This is a genomic window from Paenibacillus sp. FSL R5-0701 (assembly GCF_037973995.1).
Classification (GTDB): domain Bacteria; phylum Bacillota; class Bacilli; order Paenibacillales; family Paenibacillaceae; genus Paenibacillus.
Window position 1 is genome coordinate 2978555 of the sequence record NZ_CP150230.1, and the last position, 19636, is coordinate 2998190.

Genomic DNA, 19636 nt, shown 5'->3' on the forward strand with positions numbered 1-19636 from the left:
AACAGAGATTTAGTTGAGGGTTAAACTGAAGATTATTTACTCAGAGAATACGACAATAAAATAACCATGCGATCGCTTCTATTCCTAATTTTTCGATTCACTTATAGCTAAAAACTCCTTTTCCGGTTATTAGGTTTTGACTTTGTAATAAGAGTGAGGTTAAAATATATAAACATACTGATCGATACATAAAGAGGTGAATTGTATGGTTAGACAACGGGAATTTGATACGGATAAAGCACTCGATGCAGCGATGCATACGTTTTGGGACAAAGGGTTCGAAGCGGCATCTTTAAATGATTTGACGACCGCAATGGGCATACAACGTCCCAGTCTGTATGCGGCTTTTGGAGATAAAAAGGAATTATTTGAAACAGCACTTCGCAGGTATACCACTCAGCATGCGGCCCAAGTCAGAGTCAGACTTCAACAGGGCTCCTCCGTGCGGGAAGCCTTTCGTGGATTGTTTGAACATATTGGAGCAGAGGGGAGTGTGACCGAGCCTAGTCACGGCTGTTTTTGCATTAATACGATGGTTGAGCTGGCTCCCCATGATCCCAAATTCGCTGTCCTTACACGGGAGCATCAGATGTACCTGGGTGTACTTTTCAAAGAAACGATAGAACGAGGGCAACGGAGCGGGGAGTTGTCTACTGACATGAACGCGAGTGCGGTCGCACAGTCTCTGGTAGTATCCATGATTGGATTAACTGTATTGATGAAATCGGGGCCTGAGCGTTTGTTTGTAGAGCAGAGCATCCAGGTTACGCTGTCTTTGTTACAGTAATAGGGAATTATTCTGTTTAAAGTGATGCGGAGTTGCTACAATATGTTTAAATTGAACTTTACATTTACACAAAACGGAGAGGACAGAAATAAGCTGAGGAAGCGGAGCTAAAAGCTTTCTGAAAGAAAGCTACATCGGAAGCATAAGCTTATCCCCGGAATTTCCCTCTAGAAAATGAAATGAAAAAAATCTGGGGATAACAGCGATCAGAAGGTTGTTCTGTCATTGGAGTGACTAGTGTAAATATTCTTTAGTTTAATTTATATAGACAATAATTTAGCAGATATAGGAGGAGATCAGAAATGAATACGAAGTTGCGCTGTGCCGTTTTGGATGACTATCAGAACGTTGCGCTGACGTCGGCGGACTGGAGTTCGTTGATGGATCAGGTGGAGATTCAGACATTCAACAACTATATGGGCTCGGAAGAAAAAGTCATTCAGGAATTGCAGGATTTCGATATCGTGGTGCTGATGCGGGAGCGTACACCGTTTCCGGAGAAGGTCATTTCGCAGCTCCCTAAGCTAAAACTTCTGATTACAAGTGGTATGCGCAACGCGTCGATAGATCTCAAGGCTGCAGAGAAGAACGGGATTATTGTGTGTGGAACCGAGGGAAGCTCTAATCCGCCGACGGAGCTTACATGGGCACTGATTTTGGGGCTGTCCAGACAACTGGTTACGGAAAATAATGCACTTCGCTCCAATCGAAACTGGCAGAGTACGGTCGGGTTGGATCTGCATGGGAGAACACTTGGACTGCTTGGTTTGGGCAAAATAGGTACTCGCATGGCTGAGATCGCACAAGCATTTGGCATGAATGTGATGGCCTGGAGCGAGAATCTAACACCAGAAAAAGCCGAAAAACATGGTGTGATCTGGGCCGAGACCAAGGAGAAATTGCTTGCAGAGAGCGACATCGTATCCATACATCTGGTATTAAGTGATCGTACGCGGAATCTGATCGGACAAGCCGAATTTCAACTAATGAAATCAAGTGCGCTACTCATCAATACATCGCGAGCGGGCATTGTCGATCAGGAAGCCATGGTGGAGGCATTGCAGAGTGGTGTGATTGCTGGTGCAGGTCTGGATGTATATGAACAGGAACCGCTACCAGTTAACCATGTGATGCGAACATTACCCAACGTCCTTGCAACACCGCATCTGGGTTATGTGACTCGTGGCAATTATGAGATCTATTATAATCATACCGTAGAGAATATAGCGATGTTCCTGAAGGGAACGCCGATCAGGCAACTGCTTTCTTAGAATGAACGTATGCGGAGTATGACTCTACTATACTTATATAGAATCAACGACAAATAAGGTGCTGCCAGGAAAGAGTTAGACCTGAGCAACACCTTTTTAGTATATCTGTCTAGCAGAACAAATGAAGGGATGGAGGTAAAATACATCCTATCCTGCTGACCCATCCCTCTCATCAAACTTAACTGTGTGGTCCTCGCTGGGAGGAATGAATCATGGCGACGCTTGATTCACGAACGATTAAGCGCGGTTCAAATTGGATGTGTTCGTAATCGGTCGTGCTCATCTCCCGAATTCGTTTTAACAACAGCTCGGTAGCAAGTCTGGCGACTTCTTCGCCCATAATGGAGACGGAACTAATCTGAGGAGACGTGACGGTTGTCCATTGATTGTTATCCACACCCACAACTGCCACATCTTCAGGTACACGAACCCCTAACTCCTTGAACCGATTAACCAATCCGATAGCAACCATATCATTAATGGCATAGACAGCATCTGGCATATGCGTAAGTCCATAGAAATAATCTGCAGCATTGGCACCTGTATTTAATGAAAAGTCCTCACCAAAGTAGACGAGAGAAATGTCCACATGGCCTACAGCTTGCTCATAAGCACGGAAGCGCTCTTCAATAATGTCTTTGGGTGCACCGGCATATGCGATTCGAGTCCGGCCGATTTTGAACAGATGTTCCATCACCAGTTTGCCTTCAGGTTGAGACAAAGAGACGATATCTGCCTTCATGCCCGGTTCCAGTTTTTTGCCGTAATTAATCATGGAGATAGGGAGCGGCGCTTTATCAATCAGTCCGGGTAACGTTTTGGGGTACGCAAGAGGCATGAAAATCAGTCCGTCCACATGCAATTTTTTGACATTACGAATGGTTTCCAGCTCCGTTCTGGCATTGCCTGCCGTATTGATCTGCACGACATGGTACCCATGCTGCTTCGCCGTTTGCTCTACAGACCAGGAGATTTCCGGAATGATGGCGTTACGTATGTCAGGTACCACAAGCGCGATCTGGTGCGTTTGCCGGATTTTTAGACTCTGTGCCGAGGTGTTGGGTACAAACCCCAGTTCTTCAATGGCCTGCATCACTTTATCCCGTGTTTTACTACTGATGCCTTCTGAATTGTTGATGGCCCGGGATACGGTAGCGATGCCCACGCCGGCACGCTCTGCAACGTCCTTGATCGTAAGTTTCTGTTCTTTCCTCAATGTACGGTTACCTCACTTTATCGGAAACGATTCCGAATTATTAGGAATATGTATGAACTTCACGATAGTTATATAACTTGATTATAACATTTGAACAATGAAGTAACCCGTGAAAGGACCAGATTTATGGCGAGACCTGATTAAATTTTAATAGATCTACAATATAACAAGGATTACATCGTTTGTAATACCGCTAAGATCACTTTAATTAAAGTATAAGCATTCTTAAAGTAACTCGATATGATCACGAAATAGACATATTAGTGGAGAAATATGTTTGACAGCGTATCTAAAATGTGACATATTTAATTTACGGAAACGTTTCCGATTATATCACAAATTATGATCTGGGAGATGAAATGAATGAAAGCATTACGTTGGCATGGAGTCAAAGATTTACGTCTCGAAAATATTAATGAACCTCACCCTGAAGAAGGGAAGGTCAAAATAAAAGTGGAATGGTGCGGTATCTGCGGCAGTGATTTGCACGAGTACACAGCAGGTCCAATCTTCATTCCCGCTCAAGCACCGCATCCGCTAACAGGGGAACAAGCGCCTATAGTTATGGGGCATGAATTCTCAGGACAGGTGGTTGAAGTAGGGGAAGGCGTTACACGTTTCAAGGCAGGTGATCGTGTTGTGGTAGAACCCATCTATGCATGTGGACACTGCGAAGCTTGTAAACAGGGCAGATACAATCTGTGCGATCAGATGGGTTTCCTTGGACTCGCTGGAGGCGGAGGAGGATTCTCCGAGTATGTAACTGCTGCAGAAAACATGGTACATGCCATTCCGGATTCAATTTCGTATGAGCAAGGTGCGTTGGTTGAACCTTCAGCTGTAGCACTTCACGCTGTGCGCCAAAGCAAGCTGAAAGTCGGAGATACGGCAGCCGTGTTTGGTGCAGGCCCAATCGGACTACTGGTCATCGAAGCGCTTAAAGCTTCGGGAGCGTCGGATATTTATGTGGTGGAGTTATCGGATGAACGGAAAGCAAAAGCCGAAGAGCTCGGTGCCATTGTGATTGACCCAATGCAGTTTAATGTCGTGGAAGAGATCCATCAACGTACACAAGGCGGCGTTAACGTAGCCTATGAAGTAACCGGTGTTCCACGTGTTCTGCAACAAGCTATCGATTCGACATGTATTGGTGGAGAGTTGATGATCGTCAGTATTTTTGAACAGGAAGCACCGATTCACCCGAACTCTATTGTTATGAAAGAACGTACAGTTAATGGCATTATTGGTTATCGCGATGTGTTCCCGGCGGTTATCAGTCTGATGGATAAAGGTTTCTTCCCAGCTGACAAGCTGGTGACCAAACGAATTTCGTTGGATGAAGTAGTAGAGCATGGATTTGAAGCACTGTTGAAAGAGAAAAATCAGGTTAAGATTTTGGTAAAAGCTGAATAGAAATCACAGATAGTATGAACAAGTAGACAGCACATCAACAGATGTGATTGTCTACTTTTTTTGTATAAATAGGGCGGAATTTGTTGCATGTGCGGGTGGTTTTACATAGTATAAAAAGATACAAATTGTATCATCTTGGTGTGAAGGTAATGATGATGAAAAAATGAAGGAGGAAGCGGACATGCAGAGACATACAAAATGGACAGCCGTAATTTTGACCATTGTCGCAGGAATGAGCTGGATGCTTATGGGGAACTCCAAGCCGAAAAACGCCACCTCAACGAGTCAACCCCCTGCGACGGAACGTGGGCTTGCCAAGGTGTCGAATGCACCGATCAGTTCAGCCGATGTAACATCGAAGATCGAACTGCTAGGCAGACCTTTTACCAAAACACCATATGCTAATAACGTCTGGGACATGCAACTGTACAACGGCAAAATATATTTGGGCCACGGAAATAGCAGCAATCTGGGCGTAGCTCCAAATTCAGGCCCTATCCCAGTCATTTATTATGATACAGCGAATGCAAAATTTAAGACCCAGTCGGTGACTAACAGCAACCCGGGCATCTTGCCATCAACGAAGATGTATGTGGATGAGGAACAGATTGATATCTACAGAGTATTAAACGACAAGTTATATATTCCTGGCAATGATTCCGATAGTGAACAGTGGGAACTGGGTAACTTCTATCGTCTAGATGGAGATGTGTGGACCAAATATCGCAATCTGCCGTTGGGTGTACACGTATACGATTTGGCATCTTATCAGGGCAAGATGTTTGCCGCGCTGGGGACAGATTCCAAACCAACAATATTAATCTCTCATAATGAAGGTGAAACTTGGCAGAAATATGCGACCATTAATACGTTTGGTTTCCGGGCCTATACCATGTTCCATCTTAATGGCAAGTTATATGCATCTGGCATGATGTATCCTGCCAATAAAATATGGAATGACAAAACTAATATTCTGGAGATTAACGAAAAGCTTGAGAAACGGGATGTTGTCATTTATGGCAGCAAAATGCTGCCTGGACTAACCTATCAAATGGGCACGATTCCTTATAATAAAATAGGCAAAAATGTTAACTTTAATAACAAGTTGCTCTATATAGCGGGAGGCGTGTTCAATGATGGGCAGCTGCTGCCCAAATCTTTGAATGTCATGACCGACATTAATCAGGCAAGGCGAGTTAATCTCCCAGATGCCAAGGCGCTCCCAACCGATGTGCTGTTGCGTGATGGCAAGGTGTATGTGCTTACGTACACTCGCCAAAGTGCCAATCTGTATATCAATCGGGTCTACCAATCCACGGATCTGACCACATGGAATGAGATTTTACGTTTTAACCAGGACACCTATGCCAAGTCTTTCGAAGAGAACGAGGGTGACTTCTACTTTGGTCTGGGTACCGATCCGGATGTGTTATCAACTTCATCAGGGAAATTGCTTCGAGTGAATCGCAGTGATATCCCCGTGAATGCTAATTAAATTGGAAGGAAGATTATGGATTATATACTATGCTACATCCACATTATTGGTGACCGGGAAAATACTTTAAGATGTAGTAGAGTGCATGTCAGACTGCTTCGGTAGTGTGATCCAACAGAGGCTGCCGTAAGGTAGCTTTCTTTTTTTTCTATAAGAGTAGTTTGAAAGCCCAACTTCGAAAATTTGAAAATAAAATTAAGAAACTATAAAATGGATAGAGAAATAATCCTAAACCAGTCAACTGGATTACACGTGTTACAATATACAAAAGCATGTCGCATTTCATGTGGATGCGGAGTTCCACACTTCCAATTGCAAAGGAGCAATGTACTATGAACGTACCTTCAGCATTATTCAAACCTTTCACCTCGGACAAGCTAACATTGTCTAATCGAATCGTTATGGCACCCATGACTCGCGGATTCTCACCAGAGGGTGTACCTGGACCAGAAGTTGCTGAATACTATCGTCGCAGAGCAGCAGGTGGAGTGGGGCTCATCATAACGGAAGGTACAGGCATTAATCATCCATCTTCGGTTAGTGGAGCGAGTATTCCATTATTCCATGGTGAGGATTCGTTGCAAGGATGGGCTAATGTAGTGAAAGCAGTGCATGAAGCGGGTGGCAAAATCATGCCACAATTGTGGCATGTGGGTACAGCGCGTCGTTCCGGTGACTTACCTAACGCAGAAGCTGAGCCTGTAAGTCCGTCCGGGGTAAGCATGGCAGGTGAACCATCACGTGAACCATTAACGGAAGAGGAGATTCAAGGTCTTGTACAGGCATTTGCCCAAGCGGCAGCGGATGCACAGCGAATTGGGTTTGACGGCATTGAACTGCACGGAGCCCATGGATACCTGATTGACCAATTCTTCTGGGAGCAGACGAATCGACGGACCGACAATTATGGTGGTGATTTGGTACGTCGAACCCAATTTGCGGTTGAAGTGATTAAAGCTTGTCGTGCGGCGGTTGGTCCTGATTTCCCAATTGTGCTCCGGTTCTCCCAATGGAAGATGGGGAATTATGAGGCACGTCTGGTGGAAACGCCAGAACAATTGGAGCAATTCTTGGCCCCACTTAGTGCTGCTGGCGTGGATATATTCCATTGCTCTACACGCCGGTTCTGGTTACCGGAATTTGAAGGATCTGAGCTGAATCTTGCGGGTTGGACACAAAAAATAACGGGTAAACCAGCTATTTCCGTTGGATCGGTAGGTCTTGAAGCTGAATTCGTAGACAGAGCAACCGAGAACCAAGGAACAGGTGATGCCCATTTGGATCAATTAAATGAGAAGTTGGAGAACAATGAATTTGACTTGATCGCCTTGGGTCGTGTTCTGCTTAGTGATCCCGAATGGCCTGCCAAAGTTCGTGAAGGTCGCATATCCGAAATCATTCCATTTACAACGGAAGTGTTGCAAACACTCCATTAATAGAAGCCTAAGAACGTTTGGTGAAAGGTGAACTAACGCTGAACGGCAACGATTTACAACGAAAAGTAAAACAAAAACGAACAAATAGGCCGCCTTTGGGCGGCTTTTTGATTTTCCTATACTAATAATTTCAACATATGAAAAATTCACAATAGGAATTCATTTCCTGCACCGTTACTCCTTTTTATTCTCCACATACATCGCACACGCGCCTAGTCACAACACCATTAAGTTTCACATCTCAGGTTCCAGTGCAACCCCTTTATTTGCCGCTTAAGTGTCTGAACAACGATTCGATATTCAGAAGCGCTCATTTTGAAAATCATTCACCTTGTGATAAGGTTAGGCCTGAACCTTTAGATTACCAAGATGACATTACATAAGGAGGATGAATATCCTTGCACAACTATAGGTACAACTCGAACAATAAATGGAGAAAACCACTGCAGATGCTGTGTCTTCTGCTGGGGATCGCTCTGCTTTTATCCGCATGTGGCCAAGCACAGAAACCTTCCTCCGCAACGGACTCGAACACCGGATCGAACGCTGGCTCCAACTCAGGGCAATCTTCTTCATCGCCGGAGCAGAATACCGCTCCACCGCAGGAAGAAGTACCAGAGGAACCGCAAGAAGAAGTCGATCCGGTGCAGGAGCAGCTCAATTCATTAACGTTAGAAGAGAAGATTGGACAGATGATACTGGCCGGTGTTCAAGGGACAACGTTGGATGATCAAGCCAAACAGATGATTACGAATCAAAAGGTAGGGGGCATTATTTTCTATGCCAACAATGTATCAACACTCGAGGGAACAGCCAAGTTTGTGAAGTCCATCAAGGAAGCGAATCAGTCCAACCCGGTACCGATCTTCATGAGTGTGGATCAGGAGGGCGGCAAAGTGAGTCGTATGCCGGACACGGTGGAATCCATTCCTTCCAGTGGAAAAGTAGGCGAGACAAAAGATAGTGCGCTTGCTGAAACGATGGGCGAATTGTTGGCGAGACAAGTTCAGCTTGCGGGTTTTAATGTGGACTTTGCTCCTGTGCTGGATGTGAACAGTAACCCGAAGAACCCGGTGATTGGAGATCGTTCATTCGGCAGCTCGGCAGAACTGGTGTCACGTATGGGGATTGCAGAGATGAAGGGACTACGTAGTGAAGGCATTATTCCGGTAGTGAAACATTTTCCGGGTCATGGTGATACGTCTGTGGATTCCCATCTTGATCTTCCTGTCGTGAATAAAACGGAAAAACAACTGGCCAAGCTTGAATGGATTCCATTCCAGGCCGCAGTGAAGGAGCAGGTAGAGGCGGTCATGGTTGCACACATTTTGTTCCCGAAGCTGGACCCGGATCATCCAGCCTCCTTATCGGATGTCATTATTGGTGAACATCTGCGTGGAAAGTTCAATTATGACGGTGTAGTCATCACAGATGACCTGAGTATGGGTGCAATCGCGAAGAACTACAAGCTGGATGAAGCTGCCTTGGCAACTGTTAAAGCAGGAAGTGACATTCTGTTGGTAGCTCACAGTTATGAGAGTGCCAAGACGATTTTTGATACGCTAATAAGTGCAGTGAAGTCAGGTAAGATCACCGAGTCCCGAATTGATGAAAGTGTATATCGTATCCTGGCATTGAAGCAACAATACAAGTTATCCGATGATCAGAAAGCTTCCGGAGACCTGAAGCAATTGAATGCAGATATTGTGGATTGGCGTAAGCTAATCGATGCTAGATAATAAATCCTGTGTTATGATTTTGCCAGAGGTGAGATCCAATAATGTATACCATTATGATAATAGAAGACGATCCCAAGATTGCGGGATTATTGAAATCTCATATTGAGCGTTATGGAGACCGGGCCGTTCTGGTCGAGGATTTTGAGATGATTGTGCAACAGTTTGAGCAGGTACAGCCGCATGTGGTGCTGCTGGATATCAACTTGCCCAGCTACGATGGTTTCTATTGGTGCCGCCAGATTCGTACACTGTCCACATGCCCCATTTTGTTTATCTCCGCGCGGAGTGGGAAGATGGATCAGGTCATGGCACTGGAGAACGGGGCGGATGATTATATCACGAAGCCATTTGAGCATGAGATTGTTATAGCGAAAATTCGCAGTCAGCTGCGCCGGGTATATGGGGACTATGCTGCACGTGACGAAGAACGCAAGGTGGAACTGGACGGCTTGGTCGTATACTTGGAAAGACTGGAGATTCAGCTTGGTGATCGCAAAGTGCAGCTGACAAAGAAGGAAACGATTCTGCTGGAAACGTTGCTGCGCCGCAGTCCCAAGCTGGTGAGCAGAGAGACTATCTTGGAGAAGCTGTGGGATGACTCTTTTGTGGATGACAACACACTCAGTGTTAACGTTACTCGGGTGCGTAAACGATTAGCTGAGCTTGGTATTACGGATGCACTGGAAACGGTCAGAGGTTCGGGTTACCGATTGAACAATACCTGGAAGGCCTCTTCAACATCATGAGATTGTTTATACGAGAACATCTTGCTTTAACGTGCTGGGTTGTTGCCATCTTGTTCACCGTTGTTGCAGTGTTCTGGTATGACGGTTACAACGATTGGGTCACGGCTGCTTATGCCGTAGCGTTGGGATTATTTTTGTACATCGGATATTTGGTGTATCGTTTTTATTCACATCGCTCCTTTTATACCCGGATGTCACGATCGATGGATTCGCTGAAGGAATTTGTACCATTGAACGAAACAAGTCCATTATCACTGGCGCTGGAGAAGCTGCTGGATTCTCAATACGGACAGTATCATGCTCATCTCCATCGGCTGGAACAACGGCAGCAAGAATATCTGACATTCATAAACCAGTGGGTCCATCAGATGAAGACACCTTTATCCGTCATCGAGTTGACCGTGGAAGGTCAGGAAGATGATGATCCTCGGCTTGTAAGCATTCGAGAGGAAGCGGACCAGATGAGACGGGGATTGGAGACTGTGCTGTATGTAGCGCGGTTGGATACCTTCGAACAGGATTTCAGTGTGGAACCTGTGATACTGAAGACCGCTGGGGAAGAAGCGATCCATGAGCTCAAGCGATTCTTTATTCGAAATCACGTCTATCCAGAGATGCATATAGAACCTTCGCTGGTTGTACAATCCGATGCCAAGTGGATTCGGTTTGTCCTGGTACAGTTACTGTCGAACGCAATCAAGTACTCCGCGGGCAACGGGCAGAAGATCTATGTGCGTGCATATGAAGCGGAACGCTCTATCATGTTGGAAGTGCAGGATCAGGGCATCGGGATTCCGAAGTCTGATCTAAACCGGGTATTCCAACCTTTCTTCACCGGGGAGAACGGGCGGCATTTCAAAGAGTCCACAGGCATGGGGCTGTATATTGCCAAAGAAGTGTTAACACGGATGAATCATCGGATTGATCTTGAATCTGTGTACGGCGAAGGAACGACTGTCCGAATTACATTCAACTCTTGAAGTGACAGGTTGAAGATAAGATTGGGACGTGAGGTCTGTATTTTTGTTGAAGAAGTGTGAGTGGAGTATATATTACAGTGTAAGTGTAAGTATAGACGTCTATTGCCTGATCGGGGCGAAGGCGTCTTTTTGATTTTCATGATGCAACCTTACAACATTGTCATGTTGGTGAAAGGTTAAACCATAGGAGAATGGCCAAAACTTCGATAGACTGTAGTCAGAAGAGTACAGGAAAGGCCACGCACAATACACATGCACACAGCATGAATGTAACTTGATTTTGAATTCATACATCACTAAGGAGTTGTAACCATGGAGATTTGTTCTGTGAAACAGATCAGTAAAATCTACAAAGGCATCGTATCTTATGAAGCTTTATCAGGTATTGACCTCAGTATTCAGGAAGGTGAGTTTGTTGGCATCATGGGACCATCGGGTAGTGGCAAAACAACGCTGCTGAACATGATCTCAACCATTGATCATCCAACTTCAGGCGAACTGCGGATTGCAGGGAAGAATCCGTTTGAATTGAATCAGGACGAACTCGCGCTGTTCCGGCGCAAAGAGCTTGGATTCGTTTTTCAATCGTTCAATCTGTTAAATACCCTGACAGTCAAGGAAAACATTGTGCTGCCACTGACTCTTGACGGTGTTTCGCTAGCAGAGATGAACACACGTGTCGAACAGCTGGCAAGCAAGCTGGGGATCGAGGGTATTCTGAACAAACGGACATATGAGATATCAGGAGGACAGGCACAGCGTACGGCCATTGCCAGAGCGCTTATCCATTCCCCGAAGCTGATTCTGGCCGATGAGCCAACAGGCAACCTGGATTCGAAGGCGGCAAGAGATGTCATGGAGATTCTCGAAACTCGCAATCAAGAGGATCAGGCTACGATGCTGCTGGTCACTCATGATGCAGTAGCTGCAAGTTATTGCAGTCGGGTTGTCTTTATCAAGGATGGCAAACTGTATAATGAAATTCACTACGGCGATAATCGCGCAGCCTTTTACCAGAAGATTATTAATGTATTATCCCTAATGGGAGGTTCAGGACATGAATTTTCGCCAGTTCGCCATTAATAACGTTGTTCGCAACAAACGAATTTATCTGGCTCATTTTCTGAGCAGTACATTTTCCGTCATGATCTTTTTTACTTATGCATTGCTCTTGTTCCATCCTGATCTGAAAGCGGGGTTAAAAGGTTCAAGTGGTACGGTTACGTTGCTTGCGAATCAGGGGTTTATGATTGCAGAGATCATTATATTCATCTTTTCATTCCTGTTCCTGCTCTATTCTGTTGGTTCATTTCTGAAGACGCGCAAGAAGGAATTTGGTATTTTCCTGATCATAGGCATGACACGTAAACAGATGAACAGACTTCTGTTTATGGAGAACATGTGTATCGGATTAGCTTCCATCATTACCGGGATTGGACTCGGAATTATTTTCGGCAAATTAATTCTGCTGATCTGTGGCTCCATGCTGGCTGTTGAGAACAGCCTACGATTCTATTTTCCGCTAAAAGGAATTGCCCTGACGGCTGGTGCATTTCTGCTTCTGTTTGTTGTAATCGCGATGTCCTCATCCTTGCTCATTCGCAAAGGAACTCTCATTGACCTTGTGAAATCAGAGGAAAAACCGAAACCGGAACCCAAAGCCTCACGTCTACTCGCCTTGTTATCCGTATTGTTGATTGGTGGGGGTTATGCAGGAGTATTCACTTTTGTATGGATAAGCTTCTCCTTTCCGTTATTACTCGCAAGTGTCGTGGTTGTTATTGCAGGTACGTACTTTCTGTTCACACAGCTCAGTGTATACATCATTCGGGCACTGAAAAGAAATCCAAGGTTGTTTTTCCGTAAAACCAATCTGCTCTTCCTATCTGAACTTACCTATCGAATGAAAGATAACGCCATCATGTTTTTCATGGTAAGTATCATCTCGGCTTCTTCATTTACGGGAATTGGTACCATGCTCGCGATTGCTGATCCAGGTTTGTCGTCCATGTCGAATCCATACGCATTCAGTTATATGAATAACTGGGATACTCCCAACTCCGAGCGACATATTCGGAAGATTGAAGAAACGTTGATTGATCATCAAGTTCCCTACGTGAAGGGCAGTTATGCTCCTATAGGTGAAAATAATAATGGGAAGATTATCAAACTGAGTGATTATAACCGTCTTGCGAAGGCACTGGGGTATGAAGAACGTAAGTTGAAACAGATCGATGAGTCATTTATGACACCAAGCAATTTGGCGATGCGCAAGGAGTACCGTGAACAGGTTGAACAAGGAGCCTCGGGAGGAAAGGTCAATCTGGAGGTTGATAATCAGCACATACCTGTCCAGCTATCGACACCTGGTACCGATATTGTGATTCCTTTTCAATATGAAATTTATCTCTACGTCGTAACCGACGAATTGTTTAATAAGATGAGACCTGCGTACAACGAGGAAGTTGGCATGCCTGAAGGTTTCTATTCGAGTCGAACGATACAATTTATCGTGAAAGATTGGATGGGTACACGCAGCTTTGCTCCTGAATTGATCAAATCCATTCAAGATGATCATTCCGACAGAGGTTATTACGAGGTCAGCGCGCTTGTGGTAGATTGGCTTAATTCCAAGCAGACCAATGGCATCATTCTAATTTTGAGCGGCCTGATTGGCATTGTTTTCTTCACCTTTGCAGCAAGTTTCACGTATTTCAGACTTTACGCAGATCTAGAACGGGATGAAGCGCAGTATCGCATGATTGGCAAAATGGGACTGAGTCGTCCCGAACTCCGTAAGATCGTAACAAGGCAGCTATTGCTTATGTTCTTCCTGCCGATTCTGGTGGCGGTCATCCACAGTTCAGTTGCCTTTGTGGCGTTGCAGCAACTGGTTGATTTCTCGGTCTTTGGATACAGCCTGCGCATCTTCTTGGTGTTTGCTTCCATGCAAATTTTGTATTTTGCACTCGTGCGCTGGCGGTATCTGCGTCATATGTATTCCAAATTAGTCTAAAATAGCATGGCCCAACAGACACCGGACTCATCGCTCGGTGTCTGTTGACTTTTCTAGCTAAGGCACAGTACTATTTCATTAGATACAGAATGTATCATTACATAGTTTCTCAAGCAGTTAGAAGGATGGAGTTACAGAATGTCAGGCCGGTGCCTGAGAGGGAGGAAATATCATGAGTATCACGATGTCTCGAGGACAAGCTTACATTCAACGTTTGAATGATGAGCGGAATGTATGGCTGGATGGAGAGCGTATCCAGGTAACTGGGCATCAGGCCTTTCAGGGAACACTTCGAACCATAGAAGGTTTGTTCAATCTGGTGGATGACCCGGAGACAAGGGAAACCGAGGCCTATTGGGACGAACAGACGGGAAGTTACGTGCATCGCTCTTTTCTTGTGCCTCGTTCACTTCCTGACGTAAACAGCAGGGCGGATGCTTTTCGGCTGTGGGCCGATCGGACGTATGGGGTGATGAGTAGACTGTCTGATTATGCCCGATCCCGCCTGACCGGTTGGTATGCAACACGACATGAGATGACAGCACATGACCCGGCATTTGCAGACAAAATATCGGATTATTTTGCACAAGCCAAACGAAACGATGCCTTCCTGACAATTGTACAGCGTGACCCGCAGATTAATCGCTCCTTGCCTGTTGGTGAAGATGAGGATTCCATGCTGCGGATTATCAAAAGTAATACGGAGGGCGTAGTCATTCGCGGGGCCAAAATGGTGGCAACAGCAGCTCCTTATGCGGATGATATCATTGCTTATCCCGTTCAACGAATTCCAGGCCACCTGACAGAGCTGGCCCATATGGTAATTGTAGCCGCGGACAGTCCGGGTTTGCACATGATGTGTCGTGAATCTTTTGCCACAAAAGATACAGATAAATCACATCCACTCAGTGCGCAGTATGATGAGATGGATGCCGTATTATTTTTTGACGATGTATTTGTGCCCTGGGAACGTGTATTACTGCACAATAACCCTGAAGCTGTATGGCAGATTCGCTGCAATACAGCTTCGGCCAGTCTGGCCTATCATCAGAGTGTGATTCGATTACACTCGAAACTGGAGTTCATCACAGCCGTGACCTCATCCATTGCCAAGGAGATTGGGGTGGACTCTTTCCTGAATGTGCAGGAACAACTTGGAGAGTTGATCAGTCAGATGCAGACTATCGAGGGACTGATTATTGCTGCTGAAGCACAGTCCAAGCCGGACGCATTTGGCAACTGGCTGCCGGAATTCAAATATATTGAAACCGCACGTAATCTGGGCAGTCGCTATTACCCCCGCGCGGTGGAGATTTTGAAGACCATTGCTGCGGGGGGGCTGATTCAGATTCCTTCAGGTACGTTTGAGATGAATGAAATGATGGGTTCCATGATAGGCAAATATCTTGGTGGAGTAACGTTACAAGCCCCGGAGAAGATTCGACTCTTTCAACTCGCATGGGAGCTGACCGGAAGTCCACTCGGAGCAAGGCATGATCTGTATGAACGTTTCTACGCGGGTGATCCTGTGCGCAATCGGGCGAACCAATATGTGCAGTATGACAAGGAACGTTTATTGGGAAAAGTTGAGCCGTGGCTACGTTCGCTTAAGGACTGATCTGATGGTCTAATAAAATGGTCCGAATGAAGAATGGAAAGCTTGAATGAAGAACGGAAAAGCTTGAATGTAAGCTGAAAACAGCCCTATTTTAGTTAATGCCTTGGCCTGAGCCAGGGCTCTATTTCTATTTATTTAGATTATCTTTAGAAATGATTTAGGTTGAATTAAGAGACGTAGTATATAGTAATAATGTAGAGATAGGCATAGAGTATAGGAAATGAGAGGAATAACATGAGATACACCGTATTAATTGCAGATGACGAACCAGAGATTGTTGAACTGCTTCAACTATATCTGGAGAAGGACTATACCATTAAGACTGCGGTGAATGGAGCCGAGGCGTTACAAACCATACGTTCAACACAGATCGATCTGGTCATACTGGACATCATGATGCCTGTAATGGATGGATTGCAGTTGATCAAACAGATCAGAGCCACACATCATATGCCTGTTCTGTTTCTATCCGCTAAAAGTCAGGATCACGATAAAATCCTTGGACTCGGACTTGGGGCAGACGATTATATAGCGAAGCCGTTCAACCCGCTTGAGATTGTCGCCAGAGTAGAGGCGTTGCTCAGAAGAGTCAATCATTTTGATGCAACGGAGATCCCTGAAGCGCAAGAACAGAATCTGGTTTTAGGTGATCTGACGCTGGATCGATCCCAATGTATCCTTTTTCGTTCAGGAAGTCCTGTAACATTGACCTCTACAGAGTATAAAATTATGGAATTGTTGCTTGATCAACCTGGCCGAGTGTTCACCCGTAAAAAAATATACGAAGCGGTCTGGGGCGATTATTATGCGCACGAGGACAGCACGATTATGGTACATATCAGCAACATTCGGGAGAAGATCGAGCGTGACTCCAGACAACCGGAATATCTCAAAACGATAAGGGGACTGGGATACAAAATTGAAGCGCCCATGGAAAGCTAGAGAAAAGCGACTGTTGCAGACATCCCTGACACTGGACTTCTTGCTGTTCAACTTCTTTTTGCTGTTACTGGTATTGATTGTGTACCTTATGGTTTCACTGGATGTCGTGGATTTTCGCATTTCGGATCAGGTGGTTGATCCGGATCTGAATGTTGAAGCCCACGTGTATGTGGCAGAGCTGGAGAACGAATTTTACTCCGGTGGAGGTTCGGTGTCGAAAGGCAAAGACACAGAGATTCAACGTCTCAAGGACAGCGGTGGCTGGATTGAAATTCTGGATGCGAATCGCAATGTCATTCATCATGTGGGAGACAAGCAAGATGCGTTCACGCAATACAGTGAAGCCGATCTGTATGATGGACTGGAAAATCGGAGTGACCAGGAATACTATTATTCGATCACTCCTCTCTCGACAGAAGGAGCGGCAGCGTATGTATTGCTCAAAATTCCGCGTGATCTGGTCAGCGTGCGAATTAATGATAATCAGTTGATTACCAATCTGAAACATCCATTATCCTTTTACATTATGATTGGCATCGGTTTGGTTTTATTGTTGATCTTTGTCTATAGCTATTGGGTCGCACGGAGAATCAAAAAACCACTCAGTATCCTCTCCTCGGGTCTTACGCAGATGATACAGGGGAATTATAGTACACGGATGTCGATTTCAGCTGAGAGAGAGTTTGTCCAGATAGGTGAGACCTTCAACTACATGGCGGATGTCATTGAGAACACCTCTGCAGAGAAGCGTTACGCCGAAGAGAGCAAGCAGCGACTGATTGTAGATTTATCACATGATCTGAAGACACCGATAACATCCATACAGGGGTACGCTCAGGCTCTGGTGGAAGGACGTGGAGATGACAAGGACAGGCAGCAAAGATATCTGGGATACATCTATAACAAATCTGTTCAAGTTGCACGCATGATACAGAATATGCTGGAGCTGCTCAAGGTGGATTCGCCCGATTTTCGCATGCATATTCAGAGAAGAGAGATTGGAGAATTCCTGCGCGAGATTATGGCAGATACCTATGGGGAGATTGAACAGAAACAGTTTGTCCTTCATGTACTTGTTCCTGATGAGGTGATCTACGCGAGGTACGATCCGGAGCTGTTATCCAGAGTCATCCAGAATCTGATTACCAATGCTCTGTCTTATAATCCAATCGGGACCGAACTGCGCGTCGAACTCATTCCGCTTCATACCCATGTAGTGATAGAGGTGGCAGATAACGGAGTGGGCATACCTCAAGAACTATGGTCAACGATCTTTGACCCGTTTGTTCGAGGGGATGAGGCGCGGACAGCGACCGGAGGCACCGGACTTGGTTTGTCCATCGCACGACGTAATACGGAGAAAATGGGCGGACGGCTGATCCTTTCCCGGCGTGGGCGAGAGACCACCGTGTTTACCATTGAGATTCCAAATTAAATAAGAGAAGAAATGTCATGTGGAGGGAAATATTTTGTTCAAAGTAAATACGTTTGTCCGGTTCAGTATTGCACTGGCGCTGATATTGGTTAATATCTATTTATTATCACGTGTTAGCTTCATCTTTCAGCCGCTCGTCACCATGATCACGGTCATTACCGTGCCAATGATGTTGTCGGTGTTCTTTTATTATCTGCTTCGACCACTTGTGAATTATATGGAGAAAAAGAAAATAAATCGCACGCTAAGTATTTTGCTAATCTATCTGGTTATTGCTATTCTGGGAGTGTTCTTCATCATTGGGTTATGGCCATCGTTACGTGAGCAACTGATCAACCTGGTTGATAACGCGCCGAATCTGATCAATTCATTAAGTGAACAGCTGAGAGAGCTGGAGCAAAATGGTGCGATTCAGGACTTGTTCCCTGAGGGCTCGACACCTTTCTCCCAGATCACGGAGTATATCAACAAAGGATTTAACTTTGTGACCAACTACGTAAGTGGATTTTTCTCACTCGTTTCCAGTTTTGCGATCATCTTGTTTACACTACCGATCCTTTTGTTCTATATGCTGTTACAAGGCGAGAAATTTGGACGTAAATTGGCACATATCGCTCCAAAACGTTTCCAAAAGGACAGCCGTGAAGTCGTAATTGAGATTGATCAGGCGCTGAGTGGTTTTATTGTGGGAAGAGTCTTGGTCAACCTGGCACTGGGTGTACTGATGTATATCGGTTTCCTCATCATTGGACTGCCGTACGCATTACTGCTCACGGTGATCGCGGTTATTATGAACTTTGTTCCGTTTATCGGAGCGATTGTGTCGTCCGTGCCTATTGTGATCATGGGTCTAGTGGTCTCACCATCGGTTGCCATCTGGTCCCTGATTATTATTCTTGTCGCTCAGCAGATTCAGGACAACCTGGTTGCACCGTACGTATTCGGCAAAAAGCTCGATATTCACCCGCTCACGACCATCATTTTGGTATTGGGTGCAGGGGACTTGGGTGGAATTATTGCCATCCTGATTATTATCCCGGTTTATATGATCGTTAAAATTCTTTTGGTTCGAATCTATAACATGTTCTTCAAGGACAAATGGCAGAATGCATAGAATTTAATTATTCGAAGGAGTGGAGCACATGTCTGAAATTATCGAAAAACAATACAACGAACCTGAATATATCGCACCTCAATCTGTTCAAATGGGTACCATTCACATCTCGAACGATGTGTTATCCAAGATCGTGGGGATGGCCGCTCAATCAACGGCTGGCGTATCCTCCATGTCCGTTGGACTGACTGAAGGGATTGCCAAGAGTATCAGCGGCAAGAGTCTGCAAAAAGGGATTGACGTACACGTCAAAGACGATCAGGCAACCATCCAGCTGCGAATTAATATTCAATATGGCAACAAGATGCACGAGGTTTGCCGTGAACTTCAACATAATGTTCAACAGGCTGTAGAACAATTAGCCGGCGTCATGGTCAATGAAATCAAAGTACAAGTTGTCGGCATATCCATGCCGGAGATGGTATAAA

General features: G+C 45.2%; 16 protein-coding genes. 15 read left to right on the plus strand and 1 reads right to left on the minus strand.

The genetic code is table 11. The annotated features are described in order from the left end of the window. The first annotated feature begins 205 nt into the window (after window positions 1–205). Together MKZ13_RS13370 and MKZ13_RS13375 are read left to right on the plus strand one after the other, a co-directional pair. On the plus strand, window positions 206–787 hold the full coding sequence (locus tag MKZ13_RS13370) for a TetR/AcrR family transcriptional regulator (protein ID WP_339184589.1): 582 nt from the start codon (window positions 206–208) through the stop codon (window positions 785–787). Between the two features lie 302 nt (window positions 788–1089). Continuing rightward, window positions 1090–2058 carry a D-2-hydroxyacid dehydrogenase family protein gene (locus tag MKZ13_RS13375; RefSeq protein WP_339184591.1) on the plus strand — a complete coding sequence of 323 codons (969 nt, stop codon included), beginning with the start codon at window positions 1090–1092 and terminating at the stop codon, window positions 2056–2058. A 178-nt stretch (window positions 2059–2236) separates the two neighbouring features. Here the strand turns inward: MKZ13_RS13375 and MKZ13_RS13380 are convergent, their stop codons facing one another. Beyond that, on the minus strand, window positions 2237–3274 hold the full coding sequence (locus MKZ13_RS13380) for a LacI family DNA-binding transcriptional regulator (RefSeq protein ID WP_036608611.1): 1038 nt from the start codon (window positions 3272–3274) through the stop codon (window positions 2237–2239). A gap of 363 nt (window positions 3275–3637) precedes the next feature. Between MKZ13_RS13380 and MKZ13_RS13385 the strand changes: the two genes are divergently transcribed. The 13 genes from MKZ13_RS13385 (at window position 3638) to MKZ13_RS13445 (ending at window position 19635) form a co-directional block, all read left to right on the plus strand. Continuing rightward, the gene (locus MKZ13_RS13385; RefSeq protein ID WP_221819591.1) at window positions 3638–4687 is read left to right on the plus strand and encodes a 2,3-butanediol dehydrogenase; all 1050 of its coding nucleotides are present in this window, start codon (window positions 3638–3640) and stop codon (window positions 4685–4687) included. A 181-nt stretch (window positions 4688–4868) separates the two neighbouring features. Then, the gene (locus MKZ13_RS13390; protein ID WP_339184594.1) at window positions 4869–6182 is read left to right on the plus strand and encodes a hypothetical protein; all 1314 of its coding nucleotides are present in this window, start codon (window positions 4869–4871) and stop codon (window positions 6180–6182) included. Window positions 6183–6514: 332 nt separating this feature from the next. Next, window positions 6515–7618 carry an NADH:flavin oxidoreductase gene (locus MKZ13_RS13395; RefSeq protein WP_339184596.1) on the plus strand — a complete coding sequence of 368 codons (1104 nt, stop codon included), beginning with the start codon at window positions 6515–6517 and terminating at the stop codon, window positions 7616–7618. 398 nt (window positions 7619–8016) lie between these two features. Then, the gene (gene nagZ, locus MKZ13_RS13400; protein ID WP_339184598.1) at window positions 8017–9357 is read left to right on the plus strand and encodes a beta-N-acetylhexosaminidase; all 1341 of its coding nucleotides are present in this window, start codon (window positions 8017–8019) and stop codon (window positions 9355–9357) included. A 41-nt stretch (window positions 9358–9398) separates the two neighbouring features. Then, a complete protein-coding gene (locus tag MKZ13_RS13405; RefSeq protein ID WP_339184600.1) occupies window positions 9399–10103 on the plus strand; it encodes a response regulator transcription factor in 705 nt (234 codons plus the stop codon). Further along, window positions 10100–11083: a sensor histidine kinase gene (locus MKZ13_RS13410; RefSeq protein ID WP_339184602.1), complete on the plus strand. Its 984-nt coding sequence runs from the start codon at window positions 10100–10102 to the stop codon at window positions 11081–11083. The genes MKZ13_RS13405 and MKZ13_RS13410 overlap by 4 nt, the downstream gene beginning before the upstream one ends. A gap of 312 nt (window positions 11084–11395) precedes the next feature. After that, complete coding sequence (locus MKZ13_RS13415) at window positions 11396–12166, plus strand: ABC transporter ATP-binding protein (RefSeq protein ID WP_036608600.1); 771 nt, start codon at window positions 11396–11398, stop codon at window positions 12164–12166. Further along, window positions 12141–14099: an ABC transporter permease gene (locus tag MKZ13_RS13420; protein ID WP_339184603.1), complete on the plus strand. Its 1959-nt coding sequence runs from the start codon at window positions 12141–12143 to the stop codon at window positions 14097–14099. The genes MKZ13_RS13415 and MKZ13_RS13420 overlap by 26 nt, the downstream gene beginning before the upstream one ends. Before the next feature lie 172 nt (window positions 14100–14271). Next, entirely contained in the window at window positions 14272–15717 is a 1446-nt protein-coding gene (locus MKZ13_RS13425; protein ID WP_339184604.1) for a 4-hydroxyphenylacetate 3-hydroxylase N-terminal domain-containing protein, read from the plus strand. A gap of 234 nt (window positions 15718–15951) precedes the next feature. Next, complete coding sequence (locus MKZ13_RS13430; RefSeq protein ID WP_339184606.1) at window positions 15952–16659, plus strand: response regulator transcription factor; 708 nt, start codon at window positions 15952–15954, stop codon at window positions 16657–16659. Further along, entirely contained in the window at window positions 16637–18094 is a 1458-nt protein-coding gene (locus tag MKZ13_RS13435; RefSeq protein WP_339184608.1) for a HAMP domain-containing sensor histidine kinase, read from the plus strand. The genes MKZ13_RS13430 and MKZ13_RS13435 overlap by 23 nt, the downstream gene beginning before the upstream one ends. Window positions 18095–18128: 34 nt before the next feature. Beyond that, complete coding sequence (locus MKZ13_RS13440) at window positions 18129–19208, plus strand: AI-2E family transporter (RefSeq protein WP_339184611.1); 1080 nt, start codon at window positions 18129–18131, stop codon at window positions 19206–19208. A 28-nt stretch (window positions 19209–19236) separates the two neighbouring features. After that, window positions 19237–19635: an Asp23/Gls24 family envelope stress response protein gene (locus MKZ13_RS13445; RefSeq protein ID WP_221819580.1), complete on the plus strand. Its 399-nt coding sequence runs from the start codon at window positions 19237–19239 to the stop codon at window positions 19633–19635. Window position 19636: the final 1 nt, after the last annotated feature.

What these genes read in the sequence shown, in the direction of transcription:
- MKZ13_RS13370 (WP_339184589.1), top strand. Translation starts at nt 206, where the DNA reads ATGGTTAGACAACGGGAATTTGATACGGATAAAGCACTCGATGCAGCG.
- MKZ13_RS13375 (WP_339184591.1), top strand. Translation starts at nt 1,090, where the DNA reads ATGAATACGAAGTTGCGCTGTGCCGTTTTGGATGACTATCAGAACGTT.
- MKZ13_RS13385 (WP_221819591.1), top strand. Translation starts at nt 3,638, where the DNA reads ATGAAAGCATTACGTTGGCATGGAGTCAAAGATTTACGTCTCGAAAAT.
- MKZ13_RS13390 (WP_339184594.1), top strand. Translation starts at nt 4,869, where the DNA reads ATGCAGAGACATACAAAATGGACAGCCGTAATTTTGACCATTGTCGCA.
- MKZ13_RS13395 (WP_339184596.1), top strand. Translation starts at nt 6,515, where the DNA reads ATGAACGTACCTTCAGCATTATTCAAACCTTTCACCTCGGACAAGCTA.
- MKZ13_RS13405 (WP_339184600.1), top strand. Translation starts at nt 9,399, where the DNA reads ATGTATACCATTATGATAATAGAAGACGATCCCAAGATTGCGGGATTA.
- MKZ13_RS13410 (WP_339184602.1), top strand. Translation starts at nt 10,100, where the DNA reads ATGAGATTGTTTATACGAGAACATCTTGCTTTAACGTGCTGGGTTGTT.
- MKZ13_RS13415 (WP_036608600.1), top strand. Translation starts at nt 11,396, where the DNA reads ATGGAGATTTGTTCTGTGAAACAGATCAGTAAAATCTACAAAGGCATC.
- MKZ13_RS13420 (WP_339184603.1), top strand. Translation starts at nt 12,141, where the DNA reads ATGAATTTTCGCCAGTTCGCCATTAATAACGTTGTTCGCAACAAACGA.
- MKZ13_RS13425 (WP_339184604.1), top strand. Translation starts at nt 14,272, where the DNA reads ATGAGTATCACGATGTCTCGAGGACAAGCTTACATTCAACGTTTGAAT.
- MKZ13_RS13430 (WP_339184606.1), top strand. Translation starts at nt 15,952, where the DNA reads ATGAGATACACCGTATTAATTGCAGATGACGAACCAGAGATTGTTGAA.
- MKZ13_RS13445 (WP_221819580.1), top strand. Translation starts at nt 19,237, where the DNA reads ATGTCTGAAATTATCGAAAAACAATACAACGAACCTGAATATATCGCA.